The organism is Granulosicoccus sp. 3-233 (assembly GCF_052681095.1).
This window is the reverse complement of the sequence record NZ_JBQYLE010000006.1, coordinates 339,364-356,529: the sequence shown is the minus strand read 5'-3', so window position 1 is coordinate 356,529 and position 17,166 is coordinate 339,364. Positions and strand designations below refer to the sequence as shown.

14 protein-coding genes and 1 tRNA gene are annotated in these 17,166 nt (G+C 58.0%); 5 read left to right on the top strand and 10 right to left on the bottom strand.

Annotated elements, in window-relative coordinates:
- Positions 1-29: 29 nt before the first annotated feature.
- From ACUNV4_RS17675 to glpE, 9 genes are all read right to left on the bottom strand, one after another.
- Positions 30-854, bottom strand: coding sequence for a tRNA (5-methylaminomethyl-2-thiouridine)(34)-methyltransferase MnmD (locus tag ACUNV4_RS17675; protein WP_430879914.1), 825 nt, complete (start codon positions 852-854; stop codon positions 30-32).
- Positions 855-953: 99 nt separating this feature from the next.
- Entirely contained in the window at positions 954-1,919 is a 966-nt protein-coding gene (locus ACUNV4_RS17670; RefSeq protein WP_430879913.1) for a hypothetical protein, read from the bottom strand.
- 388 nt (positions 1,920-2,307) lie between these two features.
- A complete protein-coding gene (gene cmoB / locus ACUNV4_RS17665) occupies positions 2,308-3,285 on the bottom strand; it encodes a tRNA 5-methoxyuridine(34)/uridine 5-oxyacetic acid(34) synthase CmoB (RefSeq protein WP_430879912.1) in 978 nt (325 codons plus the stop codon).
- A gap of 108 nt (positions 3,286-3,393) precedes the next feature.
- Positions 3,394-4,182, bottom strand: a complete 789-nt coding sequence (gene cmoA, locus ACUNV4_RS17660) for a carboxy-S-adenosyl-L-methionine synthase CmoA (protein WP_430879911.1) — start codon at positions 4,180-4,182, stop codon at positions 3,394-3,396.
- Between the two features lie 3 nt (positions 4,183-4,185).
- Positions 4,186-5,268: a 3-deoxy-7-phosphoheptulonate synthase gene (locus ACUNV4_RS17655; protein ID WP_430879910.1), complete on the bottom strand. Its 1,083-nt coding sequence runs from the start codon at positions 5,266-5,268 to the stop codon at positions 4,186-4,188.
- Between the two features lie 73 nt (positions 5,269-5,341).
- On the bottom strand, positions 5,342-6,526 hold the full coding sequence (gene rnd / locus ACUNV4_RS17650; protein ID WP_430879909.1) for a ribonuclease D: 1,185 nt from the start codon (positions 6,524-6,526) through the stop codon (positions 5,342-5,344).
- A gap of 104 nt (positions 6,527-6,630) precedes the next feature.
- Positions 6,631-10,173 carry an autotransporter assembly complex protein TamB gene (tamB, locus tag ACUNV4_RS17645; protein WP_430879908.1) on the bottom strand — a complete coding sequence of 1,181 codons (3,543 nt, stop codon included), beginning with the start codon at positions 10,171-10,173 and terminating at the stop codon, positions 6,631-6,633.
- Positions 10,174-10,175: 2 nt separating this feature from the next.
- Entirely contained in the window at positions 10,176-11,936 is a 1,761-nt protein-coding gene (locus ACUNV4_RS17640) for an autotransporter assembly complex protein TamA (protein WP_430879907.1), read from the bottom strand.
- 418 nt (positions 11,937-12,354) lie between these two features.
- Positions 12,355-12,678, bottom strand: a complete 324-nt coding sequence (gene glpE, locus ACUNV4_RS17635) for a thiosulfate sulfurtransferase GlpE (protein ID WP_430879906.1) — start codon at positions 12,676-12,678, stop codon at positions 12,355-12,357.
- 104 nt (positions 12,679-12,782) lie between these two features.
- Between glpE and truD the strand changes: the two genes are divergently transcribed.
- Positions 12,783-13,880: a tRNA pseudouridine(13) synthase TruD gene (gene truD, locus ACUNV4_RS17630; RefSeq protein ID WP_430879905.1), complete on the top strand. Its 1,098-nt coding sequence runs from the start codon at positions 12,783-12,785 to the stop codon at positions 13,878-13,880.
- A gap of 101 nt (positions 13,881-13,981) precedes the next feature.
- Complete coding sequence (gene djlA / locus ACUNV4_RS17625; protein ID WP_430879904.1) at positions 13,982-14,851, top strand: co-chaperone DjlA; 870 nt, start codon at positions 13,982-13,984, stop codon at positions 14,849-14,851.
- Between the two features lie 151 nt (positions 14,852-15,002).
- Here djlA and moaB read toward each other — a convergent pair whose 3' ends face one another.
- Entirely contained in the window at positions 15,003-15,530 is a 528-nt protein-coding gene (gene moaB / locus ACUNV4_RS17620; RefSeq protein WP_430879903.1) for a molybdenum cofactor biosynthesis protein B, read from the bottom strand.
- 50 nt (positions 15,531-15,580) lie between these two features.
- Here moaB and rluB point away from each other — a divergent pair, with 50 nt between their 5' ends.
- From rluB to ACUNV4_RS17605, 3 genes are all read left to right on the top strand, one after another.
- A complete protein-coding gene (gene rluB, locus ACUNV4_RS17615) occupies positions 15,581-16,399 on the top strand; it encodes a 23S rRNA pseudouridine(2605) synthase RluB (RefSeq protein ID WP_430879902.1) in 819 nt (272 codons plus the stop codon).
- A complete protein-coding gene (locus ACUNV4_RS17610) occupies positions 16,396-16,731 on the top strand; it encodes a DUF1820 family protein (protein WP_430879901.1) in 336 nt (111 codons plus the stop codon). Before rluB ends, ACUNV4_RS17610 begins: the two co-directional genes overlap by 4 nt.
- A 62-nt stretch (positions 16,732-16,793) precedes the next feature.
- Positions 16,794-16,885: transfer RNA gene (locus ACUNV4_RS17605), tRNA-Ser, on the top strand.
- Positions 16,886-17,166 lie beyond the last annotated feature (281 nt).

The window sequence follows — 17,166 nt, the reverse complement described above, 5'->3', positions numbered from 1 at the left end:
TTGTAAAAACTGTGTGATCGTTTCGAAAATCAAGCCCCGGCATGCAACATTTCCCGTTTTCCCGGTGGACCAGCCATTTTCTTGACGTTGTAACCGGCAGCAATCAGTGCCCGACGCACGCTGCCCTTGGCGGAATAGGTAGTCAGTGCGCCGTCTACGGCCGTTTTGCCACGCAAGCGAGACAGGAATTCCGGGGACCAGCATTCCGGATTGCTGTCAGGACTGAAGGCATCGAGGTATATGGCATCGAACCGCCCGCCTGGCAGTTCATCCTGAATCGCATCGCTTAAACGCAGCGTCAAGGTGATGTTTGCGCTCAGTGCCAAGGTAATCGGTACCTTTGCCGTTTCGCCCGTTTCGCCCGTTTCGCCCGTTTCGCCCGTTTCGCCCGTTTCGCCCGTTTCGCCAGAGTCGCCAGAGTCGCCAGAGTCGCCAGAGTCGCCAGAGTCGCCAGAGTCGCCAGAGTCGCCAGAGTCGCCAGAGTCGAACAGGGGGCCGATGGCGTTCAGTCCTTCAATCAAGCGATCATACAAGCCGGGATTGTTCAGAAGCTCCCGGTAATGCACCGTGGGGAGCAGGGACAGAACCGATGGGTCGTTTTCAATGGCGTGGTAGTCGAGAGGTGTCTGGCAATCGCTGGCCAGATCCATACTCAGCAGGCAATTGAGTCCGAGACCGAATCCGACTTCGAGTATGCGCGTGGGTTGCCTGGCAGCCAGTCGATCGGCGACGCCGGTGGCGTTCAGGAATACGTGGCGTGATTCGGTAACAGCCCCATTGACGGAGTGAAAGGTCTCTCCGTAACGTTCACTGTGCAGCGTGCGAGACCCATCGGCAGTAAGGATCGTGGTCACAGTTTGTGTTGCTCGGGTATTCGAAGCGTCGGTCAGTTCAATGAATGCGAGGTGCGGGCAGGCTCGTACAGCCTGGCTGCGTGCCGGTTGAGGGCCGCCTCAGCAGGATTGCATGCGCTCCTTCAGTGCTTCACAGCGGGCAAAGTAGGCGGCAGTACTGCGCGGCATGGGGACTCGGGCACGTGCAATCCAGTTGATCAGATTACGGCCGGCAATCAGTGTTTTCTGTGCCTCTTCCATGACATAGCGGCATTCTCTCGAACAGTCGTTCTGAATGCGCGGTTGAACATTGCCCAGAGCTTCGCCGGCAGCAATGAAGCGCGGCCAGATATCAAAGATGCAGACGTCCGATTTCATGGTTTCGCATTCGTGTCTGGCCGCTGATGCGTAGCCATCCAGCAAGGGCGCGATTTCGGAAAATTCCGGACGCGAACAGAACAGTTCACACAGGCGGGCCACGATCTTGTCGATATTGGCCATGGCCTGCGCAACCTTGATGAAGCGGGACTCGTAGTAGGCCGTAATTGGCAGAGTAAAGGCACGAAAGGGCTCTCCCCAGAGCTCGTCAATACCTTCTTCACCGCTGAAATGGCGAACTTCACGTCCCAGCTCCAGTGCTTCCTTGAAATAATCGCCGCAGGCTCTCATCAGTTCGTTGTCGCGGCTGATGCGAACACCTTTTTCCTCGAGTTCCACGATGGCCGTGAAGATGTCGGTTGCACGATTGAACAGCGCACCGGCCAGCATGGCGGCATTGACCCGTTTCATGGCAGGGTCTGTCTGGTTCATGTAATAGGCGCGCGCGGTGTCCAGTCGCTCACCGGGAGTATTGATACCCGGTTCGGTGTGGTGAAAGGCGCGACGTGTCAGGTGGTCGATCAGTGTCTTGCGTGAAGCCAGAGATTCTTCAAGAGGTGGGTAGTAGCGAACCCAGTAACCATGAAAGTGAATGTAGTCGGCACCATCCACCGTGCGTCGTTCACCATTATCAGGTGGCGTCGCATTGGCCAGCAAGGTAGGACGATCGGTTGCTGCAGGGTGGATTGATGGCTGGGCTATATGCATGTAACACCGGTCAAACTGCTCTCAAGGCGGCAGTATAACCAGATGGATAGGTTGTGCCAGCCCTGAGATGACCGCTTTTTACAAAACCGATCCCATTCAGGTAATTTTCCTACAGAGGCAATCTGGCTAACACCCCGCGCAGAAAATTCAACCATTTGATAAGAAACAGATTTTCAGTGTCGGATGCTGCACTGTCCGAAATCTGAGACAGACATTACAGATGTGCGTGAGCAGATTCTGGACTGTAAACAATGTGATCTGGTCGACAAAATATATCGGTGGGTTTGCAGGTCGAGTAGGTCGGGCAGGACGGGCAGATCAGTCAAGTCGAACGATCCTGCAGCAGGCCAGATGTCGACAGCGCAGAGGATATCCGAAGTAATTGATGTCAGGCTGTTGCCAGTACAACCGCTCGTGTGGGGCGCGGATACCCTTCGATGGTCAGGGAAGGATCATCGGCGCGCAGGGCCTGTTCCAGCGAATGTGACTGCATCCAGTGGGAGCGGCGTTGCTCCTCGAGGCTGGTTTCCTGCACGGAGACCGTGCGTACCTTGTTGAACCCGGCGCACGCTACCCAGTTCTCCAGATGCTCGATGGTGGGCAGTTCGTAGATGTTTCTCATATTGGCGTAGCGCTCGCCAATCGCCAGCGAGGCATCGCCTTCGCCCGGCATGATCAGCGTCTCGAGTACCAGCTCGCCACCCGGGCGCAAGGCTTGACGCAGTTCGGCAAGGTGGCTCATCGGTTCACGCCGGTGGTACAGCACACCCATGGAAAAGATCGTGTCGAAAACCTGCATGTTTTCCGGCAATGCTTCCATGGGCAGTGGCAGAAAATGCATGGCCGTTTCACGCGCATAGTGCTGTACGGCTTCGAACTGTTTCAGGTAGAGCAGGCTGGGGTCTATCCCCAGTACTTGCCTGGCACCCGCCTCACGCATGCGCCACAGATGGTATCCGCTGCCACAACCGACATCCAGAACCAGGCGGTCCTGCAGAGGCTCCAGATGGTCAATGATGCGATCCCACTTCCAGTCCGAACGCCACTCGGTGTCGAGCAGGATGGGGCCGATGAGAAAGGGGCCCTTGCGCCAGGGCATGAGTTCCGACAGTGCCTTCTCGAGCGCATCAGTCTGATCGGATGCCAGCTGCGCAGCAGTACACACGGCACCATCCTCGATCCGCCAGCCAGAACCATCGTGTTCGGGCAAGGCCTTGATGGCCGCCTCCCAACGCGGAAGATGTCCATGCTTGAGCGCATGCCCCTGGTTCAGCACCGCGGCAGCGAGTGCCTCGCTCCAGGGCGCCAGTGAGGTATCTGCCAGTGATGCAATCAGTCCTTCGGCATCGAATTGTAGTTCAGACATGCAGCGTGGAATCTACTGGCCGGTCAGGGTGTTCTGAACGTCCGGGTGATAGTGATGCCGCGATCATCCGTGCATGATCGCGGCGAGACCTCGCAGTGTGCCAGCTGGTCAACGCTTGATGGCAACAAGAGAGGCGAAATTGAAACACTGGAACCAGACCGTGCAATGGGTGAAGCCACTATCCAGCAGGCGTGCACGATGCTGCTCCAGCGTGTCCGGTACCAATACGTTTTCCAGTGCCGTGCGCTTCTGACTGATTTCAAGGTCGGAATAGCCGTTGCGACTCTTGAAGGCGTGGTACATGTCGATGTGCATCTCGTTGACGACCGGATCGTCGAAACACACCTTTTCGCTCAGGATCAGAACGCCTCCCGGTTGCAGCGCATCGGCGATCTTGCGCATCAGGGACGCACGGGCCGCCGGATTGACGAACTGCAGCGTGAAATTCATCGCAACCACCGATGCCCGGGAGAGCGGATGTTCCTCCAGATTGGCCTCGTGCAGAAAGATAGGGACAGGCGGATGCGCCGTGTCCTGCTGGTCTTCATGCAATGCAATCAGATCCTGGCTGGCCCTGATCATCGCCGGGGCGTTGTCGATCGCATGAATCTCGCACCCCTGACTGCTGGCGGGATCGATCTGCAACAGGGCATCGCGCATGGAGATGGCTGTGGCACCCAGCGATGACCCCAGGTCATACAGGTGGGTGCCCGGCTGCACGTAGCGACTGGCCAGCAGTGCTGACTGGGTAATGATCGCTTCGTAGCCGGGCACCGAGCGTCGCAGCATGTCCGGAAAGACGTCGACAACCGCCTGGTTGAATCGAAATCCTTCGATATCTCCCAGCGGGGCGGCGAAAATCGAATCGCGTGACTGTGACGGAGAAGGGCTGCTCATGCCTTATTGGAACCGTCCAGCCAGTACGCCGTGCAATTGCATCATCAGCGCTTCGGTGGTATCCCAGTCGATGCAGGCATCCGTGATGGAAACGCCGTATTCGAGATCCTCGGGGTTCTTCAGGGACTGGTTGCCGGCATGAATATGGGATTCGAGCATGATGCCGATGATGGAATCGTTGCCGGCCGCCAGTTGATCGGCCACGTTGCGAGCAACCAGTGGCTGGCGGTTGTGGTCCTTGTTGGCATTGGCATGCGAGCAATCGATCATGATGCGCTTGGGAAGACCGGCATTCTCCATGGCCTGTTCGGCCAGAGAAACGTTGACCGAGTCGTAGTTGGGCCCCTGATTGCCACCACGTAGAATGACATGACCGTAGGCATTGCCGCGTGTCTTGAGTACCGTTGCCTGGCCGCGCGTGTCGATGCCCAGGAAGCTGTGCGGATTGGCGGCAGACTGCATGGCATTGATAGCGACTTCCAGTCCGCCGTCAGTGCCGTTCTTGAAGCCGACGGCCGTGGACAGGCCACTGGACATTTCCCGATGCGTCTGGGATTCGGTGGTGCGGGCACCAATGGCAGACCAGGTGAACAGATCTGACAGGTATTGCGGGCTGATCGGGTCCAGTGCCTCGGTGCCGGTTGGCATGCCATGATCGGCCAGCCAGACCAGCAGCTCGCGGGCACGTGAAAGGCCGGTTTCGATATCGAAACTGTCGTCCAGATGTGGGTCGTTGATCAGGCCTTTCCAGCCGACGGTGGTCCGCGGTTTTTCGAAATAGACACGCATGACCAGCTCGATACGGTCGGCGACCTGTTCTCGCAGTTTCATCAATCGTTGCGCATAGTCCCTCGCCATGTCTACATCGTGGATCGAGCAGGGGCCGACCACGGCCAGTAGGCGCTGGTCATGGCCATCGAGAATGGCTTCGACACTGGCTCGGCCGTTTTCGATGGTCTGGCTGGCCTTCTCGGTTCTCGGATAGCGCTGCTTGAGAGTATCCGGAGAGACAAGCGTCTTCTCTGCAAGGATGTTGGTATTGGAAAGCGGACGATTGAGCGTTACAGCAGTACTGGAGGAGGTCATGGGAACTCGGTGGGTTTGCTTGGAATTGGCCTTTGCCTTGGCGGCTAAAGGTTACAACAGCGTTTCACATCCGTCACGTTGCCGTCAATACAAGACCCTTCGATGTGCTGGAAATCGCTGCGCGACCGTCCAGCAGCGACATCAGGTCGTCGCCCAGTAGCGGGTCGCGCCAGCCGCTCAGGGCCGCCCGGCCGTCGGAGGTGACCATCTTCTCCAGCAGTTTCTGTGGCGCCAGAATGGTCGGTGCGATCCCCAACTCCTGGCTGCGCTGGAAGACCCAGGCGTTGAGCAGCTGTACACGTGCCAGATTGGCGCCATTGAGCTTCTGTTTCTTGCTGAAGGGTGGCAGAGGCTCGGGTGGCTCGTGTCTGGCCACGTCCACCACTGCCAGTATCTCTTCACCAAAGCGCTCGCGTGTCTTGCGCTCCAGGCTTCTGATGTGCGCCAGCTCGGTCGTGGAATCCGGTTGCTGCTGGGCGATGTTCAGCAGCACATCGTCCTTCAGCAGCCAGTTGCGCGGCTGATTGATCTCACGCGCCTTGATCTCGCGCCACTTGGCCAGTGCCTGGATGATGGACAGCGCTGGCCCCTTGTAACGCTGGATGTTGCGAATCTTCTTCCAGCGCTCACCGGCAGGCTGATCGTATTTCTCGACTCGGGCGGCATCGTCGAATTCCGGTTGCAACCAAGCCAGTCTGCCCAGTTCCCGCAACTGGCTGTGCATGTCCAGATAGAGGGCTTCGAGGTAGATGACATCGTCCAGCGCATAGGTGATCTGCTGGCGCGGCAAAGGACGCCGTGTCCAGTCCGCGCGTGTGTGAGTCTTGGCCAGTTCCACCCCCAGATGTTCCTTCACCAGATTGGCATAGCCGATCTGTTCGTTGTAGCCAAGCAGGGGGGCGGCGGTCTGGGTATCGAACAGGGGAGTCGGGACCTTTTTTGCCAGCAGATAGAAGATTTCCAGATCCTGAGAGGCTGCATGGAATACCTTGGTGACGGAGGTGTCCAGCAACAGCTCGGACAGGGCGTCCAGATCGTCGATGGCGAGGGTGTCGATGCATGCCAGCAGTTCTTCATGCTTGACTTGCACCAGGCAGAGATCGGGACGATAGGTACGTTCGCGCAGAAATTCGGTATCGATGGCGATATAGGGTCGCTGGCGGAGCTCCTTGCACAGCTCTACCAGGGCCTCGCTTGTATCGATATAGAGTGCCTGAGAGTACAGTTCTTCCGGGCTCTGGTCTGTCGCTGGGGCCATGTGATAGTCATTTCTGCTGTTTTCTTCAGTGTATAGCAAACAGCTGGGCAGGCTGGCCCGCGTCACCTCGAATGCTGGCCGGTATTACCCTCAGGGCGCCGGTGTCAGAAGGAAAACGAATAGAAAATGTCAACGGCCTGATCGACTGCTCCCTGGGCGGCTTCCAGATAGAGTTTCTTGGTCAGGTCATAGCGCAGATAGAGCGTGCTGGTGGTCTCGAACACGCTTCGCCCATAGCGCAACAGCAGACGATCGTTGAGGCGACCACTGACGACGAGCTCGGTGTCATCGCCACTGCCACGAGTTTCCAGTGCAAAGTCCTGAACACCCAGCGCGTTGGCAATGCCACCGGCGATGTTGCGTCCACCCTTGACTGTCAGTGCCAGCGCTGCGGTGGCCAGCAGATTGGCTTCCTGATCGTTGGTCTCGTTGATATCTCTTCCCAGAACGATATAGGACAGAATGGCATCCTCGGATTTGTCATCCGGTTCGGTGAACAGCGTGATTTCCGGGTTGGCAACCGTTCCGGTGATGTGCAGTCCGGCAGTACGTTCCGGATCCTCGGTGTCTATCACCCGCACGGCATCAATCGCCAGGCGCGTCTGGTTGACTGGGCCGACAAACAGAATCTGACCGTCGGCCTGCAGATTCTGGCCGTATTGCTTGTAGATTCCATCGACGACCTCGATTTCTCCACCCAGTTGTACCGGCTTCGGACTGTTCATGCGTACATCCATGTCACCGGTCAGACGAGCCGTGAGTCCGTAGGCAGACAGATTGACATCATCGCCCAGATTGATGGCCAGGGCCATTTGCAGTCTGGTATCGCTCGGTGGGTTGGCCGCTTGCTCACGTCTGTCTTCTTCAATGTCTTCGACGATGACCACATCACTGGAGACGCTGGCCGCACCTTGTGGCAGATCCTCGACATCGATGCTGGCCATGGGAATGTCGATGTCGCCGTCAATACGAATGACACCGGGCCGGGCGCGTATCTGGATTTCGTGATTGACCTCGGACTCCCGCAAGGGGTCGCTTTGCAGGTTCAGCTTGTTGCCATCCAGGCTGATGTCGGCGCGCCAGGCGGCCAGATCCTGCCAGTTCGCGCTGCCTTCGATGACTATCCGTCCTTCATCGCTCTTCAGCTCGCCGTCGATGACGGCCCGTTTGCCCTTGATGCTGGTGACGACACGTCCGCCGGTCATCGGCAGCGGTAGCATCTCTGCGCGAAGAATCGGGTTATCCAGAACCAGCTGGCCGTCGAATCTGGGGTCGGTCAACTGGCCCGAGACCTCGCCGTTCAGACTGATGCTGCCGCTGATATCGTCGAAGTCCGGCAGAAAGGCCTTGGCTATGCGGATATCCAGTCCATCCAGAGACACCGTGCCGTTGATCGGCTTGGCGTCGCCAGCGGGATCCAACTGCAAGGCAATGTTGGCCTGTCCCAGATCCTTCGAACTCAGGTCCAACCGGGCACTGACCGATTCCGGATTCACCTCGGCATCAAGATTCAATGTGTCGTAAGTGAACGTCACCGGGTTATCGTCCGCATCCGAGACTCGCGCGCCACCGTCGATGACCCGGGTGCTGATGTCGGCGGCAAAACCACCCGGCTGGCCTTCACCCCAATGGATTTCCGCATCCAACTGCAAGCTGCCGAGCAACGTGGTCTCAGCCGGCATGAAGGCATTCAGGCGGGCCAGGGCGTACTGATCCAGAGTGATGGTGGCGTGGCCATCGGCTTCGGCGACGACCTGGTTCTGCAGACACAGATTGCTGCCTTCCGTTGTCCAGCAGTGTGCATCCACGGCGAATTTTCCGGTGGCGTTGTTCCAGCTCAGCGCGGTGGGTTGATCGAGCCGGATGTCATGCGCCGGAACTTCCAGTTCCACGCTTTCCAGCTTGCCATTCCAGTCGAACTGCTCGTTGAGGGAACCCTCGGCGGCAAGGTTGATGGTCGTGGCATCAGGACCATCTGCAAAGAAAGTCAGACGGTGTTCGGCGCGTCGACCTGCAAGGGTCAGACGTGTATTCTGAACAAGCTGATCACCTGATTGCAGAGTGCCGAGCGCCACATTCAGGCTACTCTGCTTGACGAACAGTTCCTGGATATCCGCCTTGATGCTGATCCCCTGAACCACGATGTCGTTGAACTTGACGACAGACGATGTTGCATTCAGGTCGATATCAGGTGTTGTCAGAGGGCCTGACATGCTCAGATCCGCCGTGAAACCACCGGCGAGCTCCGGCATCAGGTTCTGCAACTGCGGCAGATTGATCAGGGCCTTGATATCCCAACTATCGCCAACCTTGCCCTTGGCATCGATCCGGTTCTGGTCATTGTTCAACAGTACCCTGTCGATCAGCCAGACATTGTCCAGGCCCTTGGACACCACGGCGTCCAGCGAGAAGGGGTAGTTTCTCAAGGAGCCGTTGATGTTGGCTCTAGGCAGCTTCAATGTCCAGTTGCCATCCTCGACTCGGCCGGACGCCTGGATGTTACCGTTCAGCTTGCCGCTGATCTCCGGCACTTGCAGTGATGGGTTGATGTTCCGCAGTGTCCACTGTGTATCCCACTGCAGCAGATCTTTCCACGACACGTTCGCGCTGGCTTTGGCGGTGCCGCCCAGGGTACGAATGTCGATGCCGGGTAGTGACAGGCGTTCGGTATTGGCAGTGCCGGACACGGCCAGTTCCGTTGATGGCAGCTGTTCGCCGTCAATAGTGGCGGCAAGCGTCAACCGATAGTCTGCCAGCGTGCCATCTGCGCCAAGCGACACATCGTCGGCCTGAACCTGAGACTGGCTTTGAATGGGCCAACCCAGATGCTCACTGGTGAGCGTGATGGAGGCTGGCAGGTCCGGTTCCAGTGGTTGTACGGTTCCCGACAGGGAGGCGTTGACGGTGCCCGATACCGTGGTGTCGATGTCGAGTTGGCGCAGTGTGTTGCCGAGTCGCATAACCACTGTGGCAGCTTGTGCACCTGTGCCTTCCGGTAGCTCATCAGGTATCAGATCTGCCGCATTCAGGGTCACTGTCAGATCCAGCGGGTAATCACCTTCGAGGGTGACGTTACCGTTCACCTCGGCGTCGTATGTCTGATAATCGAGGGACAATGTATCGACAGTCAATTCGCTACCGCGTGTTCTGGCCGATAGATGGATGTTTTCCAGCACTTGAACAGGGGTGTCGCCGGGCGGCTGAAAACGCAGCTGGCGAATCAGGATGTCATCGACTGTCAGGTCAATGGGCAGATGAATGCTGGGCAGTTGTACTGGACCATTGGGTTGATCCTTGGGCGGCGTATCGGTGGCAAAGGTCTCGATATCCAGTTCATCGATGGTGATCCTGTCCAGGCAGAACTCGCGATGAACCAGGCAGGCCAGGCGCCATTCGGAATCCAGACCGCGTGCTTTCACTGCCATGGCCTCGTTACCATAGGACAGTTCATCGCTGACCAGGCCCCGTGTCAGATTGCCTTCGAGTTTGCCCAGATCCAGTCCATCGATGCGTTTCGATACCTGCGTGACCACTGTACCGAATCCGGTATCGGTGCCCAGCAGGAAAACTGCAAGCCCGAGAATCAGCAGCACCAGTATCAGCACTGCCAGAACGGATCGGCGCAACCATTTGAGGAGCCTTTTCATGGTCAGAGATCCGGTCCGAGTGACAGGTGAACCCGGAATCCACCGACGTCGTCAGGGTCATTGACCGGAACGGCCAGATCGATGCGAAAGGGGCCGACGGGTGATTGCCAGCGCAAGCCGACCCCGGCGCCAACGGAATAACCGTCACTGTAATTGTTGAAGGCACGGCCCGCATCCGCAAAGACGGCGGCACTCCAAAGGTCAAGAAAGCGATAGTTGTATTCGATGTTGGCAACTTCCAGAAAGCGTCCGCCGACGGCCTCACCATCGGTGTTCTTGGGCGAGATATCCTTGTATCGAAACCCGCGAACGCTGCGATCACCGCCAGCAAAGAATCGCTGGGTGATCGGCACGCGAGGATAGTCATTCGACTGGATGACGCCGTACTGCAGTGTGCCGATGAGCGTGTTGCGATCGGAGATGGCTCGCAAGTAACGGAACCTGCCCGTTGCCTTCAGAAAGTCGATGGTGGACAGAGCCTCTTTCGAGCCACCCATGATCTGAAAGCTGGCGGACTGACCCCAGGTAGGAAAGGGTGAGCCCTTGCTGCGACTGCGGCTGTAGCTGACACCGGGCAGCACCAGGTCGGTGGACTGCTCGACACCATTGTCACCGGCGGTGAAGGTCTCCCGCTCCCAACGCAGAAAGATCGATTCTATCCATTGCGTCGAGGTCCTCGATACACGCTGGAAATTCAATGTGCCCAGAAACGAGTCATTGTCACCGGTAGTGTCATTGAGCAGACCATATTCAATGCCCCAGTAGTTGAACAGGGGCTCGTTGCGGCGTGGAATCCGGTAGGCGATACTGGCATTCTGCAGGTCTCGGGAGACGCCGAACTGGGTCGAGATGGAGTGCCCTCGGCGGTTGATCAGGGGCTTGTCCCAGTTCAGCTTGACTCTGGCTCTGGTGTCGGTTGAATAGCCGATGCCCACGGCCACCTCGTTTTCGTCACGGGTCTTCAGATTGACCTTGACCGGCACTCGCGTGCCGTAGCGCCGATCCTGCTGAGGGATGACCCTGACACTCTGGAAATAGCCGCTGGTCTGCAGATTCTGCGTCAGCTCACCGATCAGGCTGGATTCGTAAGGGTCGCCGGTGTCGAACGGCAGCCAGCGCTCCAGAAAGGTGCGACTGAAGATGTTCTGTTCGAAAATGATGTCGCCAAAGGTGTAGCGCGGCCCGCTGACGGCTGTCAGTGTGATGTCTGCCGTGAGTTGCCGGCGGCTGACTCTCACCGCAGCGTCGGAAAACTCGAACTGGAAGTAGCCCAGATCCTGCGCTTGATCCAGCAGCAGCGATTTGGTCGATTCATACTGCCCGGAGACGAAGATATTGCCTTTTCTGATGGGCAGATCGTCCAGTATACGGGTGTAGGACGGGTCGTCTTGCGCGTCTCCCTGTATCTGGATGGCGATGTTGTTGATCCGTACCGGGTCATTGGGCGTGACCGTGATGGAGACCACCGTATTGCCGCTGGAGGCATCCCTTCTGTCCGATACCTGAACGTCGGCAGCGTAATAACCCAGTGCGCTGAGGGCCGCAGCGCTCTGTTGCGGAAGACCGGCAATGTATCGTCGGTATTGCCGGCTTTCCTCGGCTGGCGGCGGTTTGCCGACCACCAACTCGATGTTCTGCTTGAGTTCTCCCTTGACACCGCTGACGGTCAGCGTGGTGTCGGCCAGGCTAGCCCCCAGCGGCAGCAGGATCAGCAGGCAGGTCGCGACAAGTCTGTGGAAAGAGTTGGAGGCAGTACTGTTCACGAAAATGACGTTACCGGAGATGAGGCCGCAGGTCTGGCATGATCGGCAGCTTCAGCCAGCGTTGGAAGGCCAACGCAATACAGAATTCGACGATGAAAGGCCTGCCTTTCGCGAACGTATGCAAGAGCTGTACTCCCCGTGACAATATAGTCGTTAAGCATCTGCTTTTGTGATGAATTCAACGGCTCGCAGTTCCCTTGAGCGGATGAATCCAGTCTGGCAGCGAGCGCACGATTTCATGCCGACTGTCACGACAATTTGTAACACTTACATGGTTTGGTTTCTGGTCAAGTGAACCACGTTTACTTCAGATACTTACCTCGATTGATGCGGGCTGCACCCGGCATTGGCGGCGTTCGCCTTACCGCAACGCGTCCGCTGCTTGCAGACGTGTATAGAAAGGTAATACCGGAACACTTCAGTCAGGCTCACAATCATCCGGAAATCGGGCTGACCACTCGGCGTAGCCTCCGTCAAGGCTGAAGACCTGGGCGAAGCCCTTTTCGGCCAGGTAGGCGCCGGCACTCTGGCTCATGTTGCCGTGGTAGCAGCAGACGATCAGCGGAATGTCCTGGTCTGTGTCTTCGATATAGGACTGGATACCGGTATTGTCCATATGAACGGCATCAGTGATATGACCCACACGAAAGCTGTCGGCGTCACGGATGTCGATAACATTGACCTCGCGGTTCAGCATCATCTGATGTGCGTCGTCGACTGACAGGCGAGCGTATTGAGACATGTATTTCCTGTTTCCCGTATGAGTACGCTGCGCATTGTACTATCCAACCGCGTCGCTCACTGGCTTCCGCTCTTTCACAATTCTCTGTCGAAACCTGTCCGCCCATGTCTGATATGCCTGCCGCCCTGGGGCCCGCTCTGTTCTCCGCCTCCTTCAAGGTGCTTGCTGCCGACTTTCGGGTAGATGAAGTGCTGGGTATCGAGCCGGATGGTGCTGGTGAGCACTGGCTGCTGCAGATCGAAAAGACGGCGACCAATACCGATGAAGTGGCGAGCCTGCTGGAGTCCACCTGCTCGGCGAACTCGGCTGATGTCGGTCTGTCGGGCATGAAAGATCGGCATGCGGTGACGACACAATGGTTCAGCGTACGCTCGCCAGTGCCTCGGGAACAGATCGAACAAGCCCTGCAGACATTCAATGAGCAACAGACTGCATCGGCCGCTGCATCCGGCGGCAAGCAGCTGAGGCTGCTGCAGGCAGCCCGACATTCACGCAAGTTGCGCCGCGGCACGCACAGCGCCAACGCCTTCGTCATCATTCTGCGCGACCTGAACGCCCTGGCCGAGCTCGATGATGCCGATCTTGCCTCCCGCGTGAAACAGCGGCTCGAGCAGATCCGACAGTGCGGATTTCCCAATTACATCGGCCCACAGCGCTTTGGTCGTGGCGGGCAGAATCTGGTGCGCGCGCGGCAGTGGTTCCGTCAGCCCAAAAAGCGCACGTCTCGCCAACAGCGCAGTCTGTGGCTGTCAGCCGCTCGCAGTGAGCTGTTCAATCGTGTCTGTGCAGCGCGGGTCGAGAACGACAACTGGCAGCAATTGCTGGCCGGTGAACCCGCGGCCCTTGCCGGCAGTCGCAGTTTCTTTGATTCGGAAACCGAATCGGCAGAGGATCTGGCAGCGCGTCTGAGTCGGTTCGATATTCATCCCAGTGCGCCCTGGTGGGGACGTGGCCGAACGCTGGCCAGTTCGACATGCGCTCAGTTCGAGGAGTCGGTGCTGAGTAATGCTGCTGATCTGTGTGCCGGGCTGGAACGCTCGGGATTGCCTCAGGAGCGACGTGCCTTGCGAGCCTGTGCCACCGACCTCCAGCACGAATGGCTGGATGCGAGAACGCTGCAGCTGGCTTTCCACTTGTCGCCGGGTGTTTTCGCCACCACCTTGCTCCGGGAATTGGGTCTGTGTGCCGAACCGGAACGATAATCCCGTTTTCGTGGCAGATGTTGTACCGTTCTGCTTGAAAGGCGGCTGCTTTCAGGGTCCGACCGGGGGTCGAGATCCGTTCAAATCGAGGTTGTATTGACATGGTGTGGGGAAAACTGCTGGGCGGTACGTTCGGCTTCATGATTGGCGGGCCATTGGGAGCCGTGCTGGGAGCCGCACTGGGTCATACCTTCGACAAGGGCATGAATCTGCAGCTGGCACACGACACGCCGGATGAAGATCTGCCACCGGGAGATGCCGAACGTATCAAGATGGCGTTTTTCACCGCCACTTTCTCGGTCATGGGCTATATCGCCAAGGCCGATGGCAAGGTGGACAAGTCGGAGATTGCGCTGGCCGAAGCACTGATGTCGCGCATGAACCTGGATGCCGAACTGCGTGCCGCCGCGATCAAGCTGTTCAATGAAGGCAAGCAGGAGGGATTCGATGTCGAAGGCCTGGTCCTGCAATTTCGCCAGGAATGTCAGCGTCGCACCAGTCTCTACCGCATGTTCGTGGAGATTCTGATTCAGGCGTCGCTGGCCGATGGCGTCATGGCGCCCGAAGAAGAGGCAGCTCTGATGAAGGTGGCCGGGATTCTCGGTTTCTCGGAGTATTCCTTCAGGCAGCTGGAGATGCTGGTGCGTTTCAGCATGGGGGCCGACCAGTCAGCCGGTACCGGTCGTGGCTATGGGGCAGGGCGGGGCACCGGGCCGGGATCTCAGGGCCGTCGGCGCAGTTCGCCGGGCGTCGAGCGCATGAGTCTGGAGGATGCCTGTCAGGTGCTGGGCGTGCAATCGTCCGATGACAAGGCCTCGGTCAAGCGGGCCTACCGACGATTGATGAGCCAGCACCACCCGGACAAGCTGGTGTCCAAGGGGTTGCCGGATGAGATGATCAAGCTGGCCACCGACAAGACCCAGCATATCCAGAAGGCCTACGAGCGCATCAAGGAGAGCAAGGGCTGGTAGAGCGGGGGCCGGAGCAGGCTCGAATTGCCGGCTCCGGCTGGCGTGCAAATGGCCTGCTGGCACTTGCCAATGGCACGGACTCCGTATCCCCGCCAGTCGGCCGCAACGCCTGCGTACGTGGGCGTCCGACAAAGACAACCCTATCGTCCGATCAAACCTCGTTGAGGCGGGGCATCAGTTGTACGAGGTTGCAGGGTCTGGTGCGAGCGTCCAGCTGATGCGAGATGAGTTTCTCCCAGGCGGTCATGCAGGCACCACTGGAACCGGGCAGTACGAACAGATAAGTGGCATTGGCAACACCTGCCACGGTGCGTGATTGCAGCGTGGATGTCTTGATGTCCTCGTAGGAAAGCACGCGGAACATCTCACCGAATCCTTCGATCTCCTTGTCCATCAGAGGCTTGATGGCTTCGGGGGTGCCGTCACGGCCAGTGATGCCGGTACCACCGGTGGTCAGCACCACATCGACTTCCGGATCGGCAATCCAGCGGGACACCACGGCGCGAATGGCGTATTTGTCGTCGCGAACCAGAGCCTTTTCGTAGTGCTGGTGGCCGGACGCGGTCAGGGCCGTCACCAGTTTCTTGCCTGAAACATCTTCCTCTTCGGTGCGTGTGTCGGAGATGGTCAGCACCGCAATGTTAAGCGGCTTGAATTTACTGAAATTTGTATTGCTCATAGTGATGCATATTCAACATGACGAGGGCTCGCGCCTGTTAGACTTCGATGATGGCGGAACGATTACAGAAAATACTGGCCAATACCGGTCTGGGTTCACGGCGAGAGCTGGAAACCTGGATTGCGGCTGGCGAAATCAAGATCAATGGGCAAGTGGCCAAGTTGGGCGACCGGGCCGATCTCAACGACGATCTGGTGGTCAAGGGGCGATTCTACAAGGTCGTCACTGATGATCAGGATCTGCGTCGGGTCATTGTCTACCACAAACCCCTTGGCGAGGTCACCACCCGAGACGATCCGGAAGGTCGTCGTACAGTCTTCGATCGCCTGCCGCGCTTGCATCATGGCCGCTGGATTGCCGTGGGACGGCTGGATATCAACACGCTGGGCCTGCTGCTGCTGACCAATGACGGCGAACTGGCCAATGCGTTGATGCATCCATCCTCGGAATTCGAACGCCAGTACGCTGTCCGCGTCAATGGTCGCGTCAGTCCGGAAATCATCGAGCGTCTGGCAACCGGAGTCGAGCTGGAAGATGGCCCGGCAAAGTTCGAGAAGATTGTTGCTGAGGCGGATACCGAGCATGCCAATCAATGGTTTCGCGTATCGTTGAAAGAGGGGCGCAACCGCATGGTTCGACGGCTCTGGGAATCGCAGGACATGCAGGTCAGTCGCTTGATCAGAACCCGGTTCGGACCGGTGACTCTGCCGCGCTGGCTGGCTCGAGGCAAGGTATTCGAACTGCCACCGAAGGATATCGAGGACATTGCCAAGGCCGCAGGGCTGGAGCCGCGGCCGCCGGCCAAGTTGCGTATCATCCCCGTTCATCCCAGACACCGCCGCAAGGCACAGCAAAGAAGCCGTAAATGACAGAAGACAAGGTTCTCTACCGCGTGCGTTTCATCAGCCAGGACAAGGTGTATGAAATCTATGCTCGCGAGGTCTATCAGGGCGATCTGTACGGTTTTGTCGTGATCGAGCAACTGGTGTTCGACACCAACAAGACGGTCGTTGTCGATCCGGGCGAGGAAAAGCTCAAGACCGAGTTTGAAGGGGTGACGCAGACCATCATTCCCATGCATTCCATCATCCGGATTGATGAGGTGGAAAAGCGCGGCACGGCGAAAGTTGTCGAGCTGAAGGGTAACGTCACGCAATTTCCTTCGCCAATTTACACTCCGGGGCGTACACCGGACGCATAAACAGGTTAAACTACGGCGCTCGACAGGTTGAGGTTCAATCGGTCGACGCAGGCAAGCAGTACGGAGAGGTGGCCGAGTGGTCGAAGGCGCCAGCCTGGAAAGTTGGTATACGGGGTAACTCGTATCGAGGGTTCGAATCCCTCTCTCTCCGCCAATTGCCCTCTGCGCAGGTGCGCAGTCAACCCCACCAGACCCAGACTGGGCATCCGGTCAGCCGAAACACCATCTCCCATCGATAGTCATCCGCGGCAGTTGCCTTGCCGAAAGCGCATCGAGTGAAAAGCGAGGAAGGATGGTTGCCCGGTGAAGTGTCCTGTGGCTGAGATCTCGCTACCCATGCTTGTATTGATGCGGATGGAAGAGCAGGCCTCGCTGGTCAAGACATCTCGGTGACAGGTCGCCCGGGATTCATCAATGCGGTTCGTCAGATCAGTC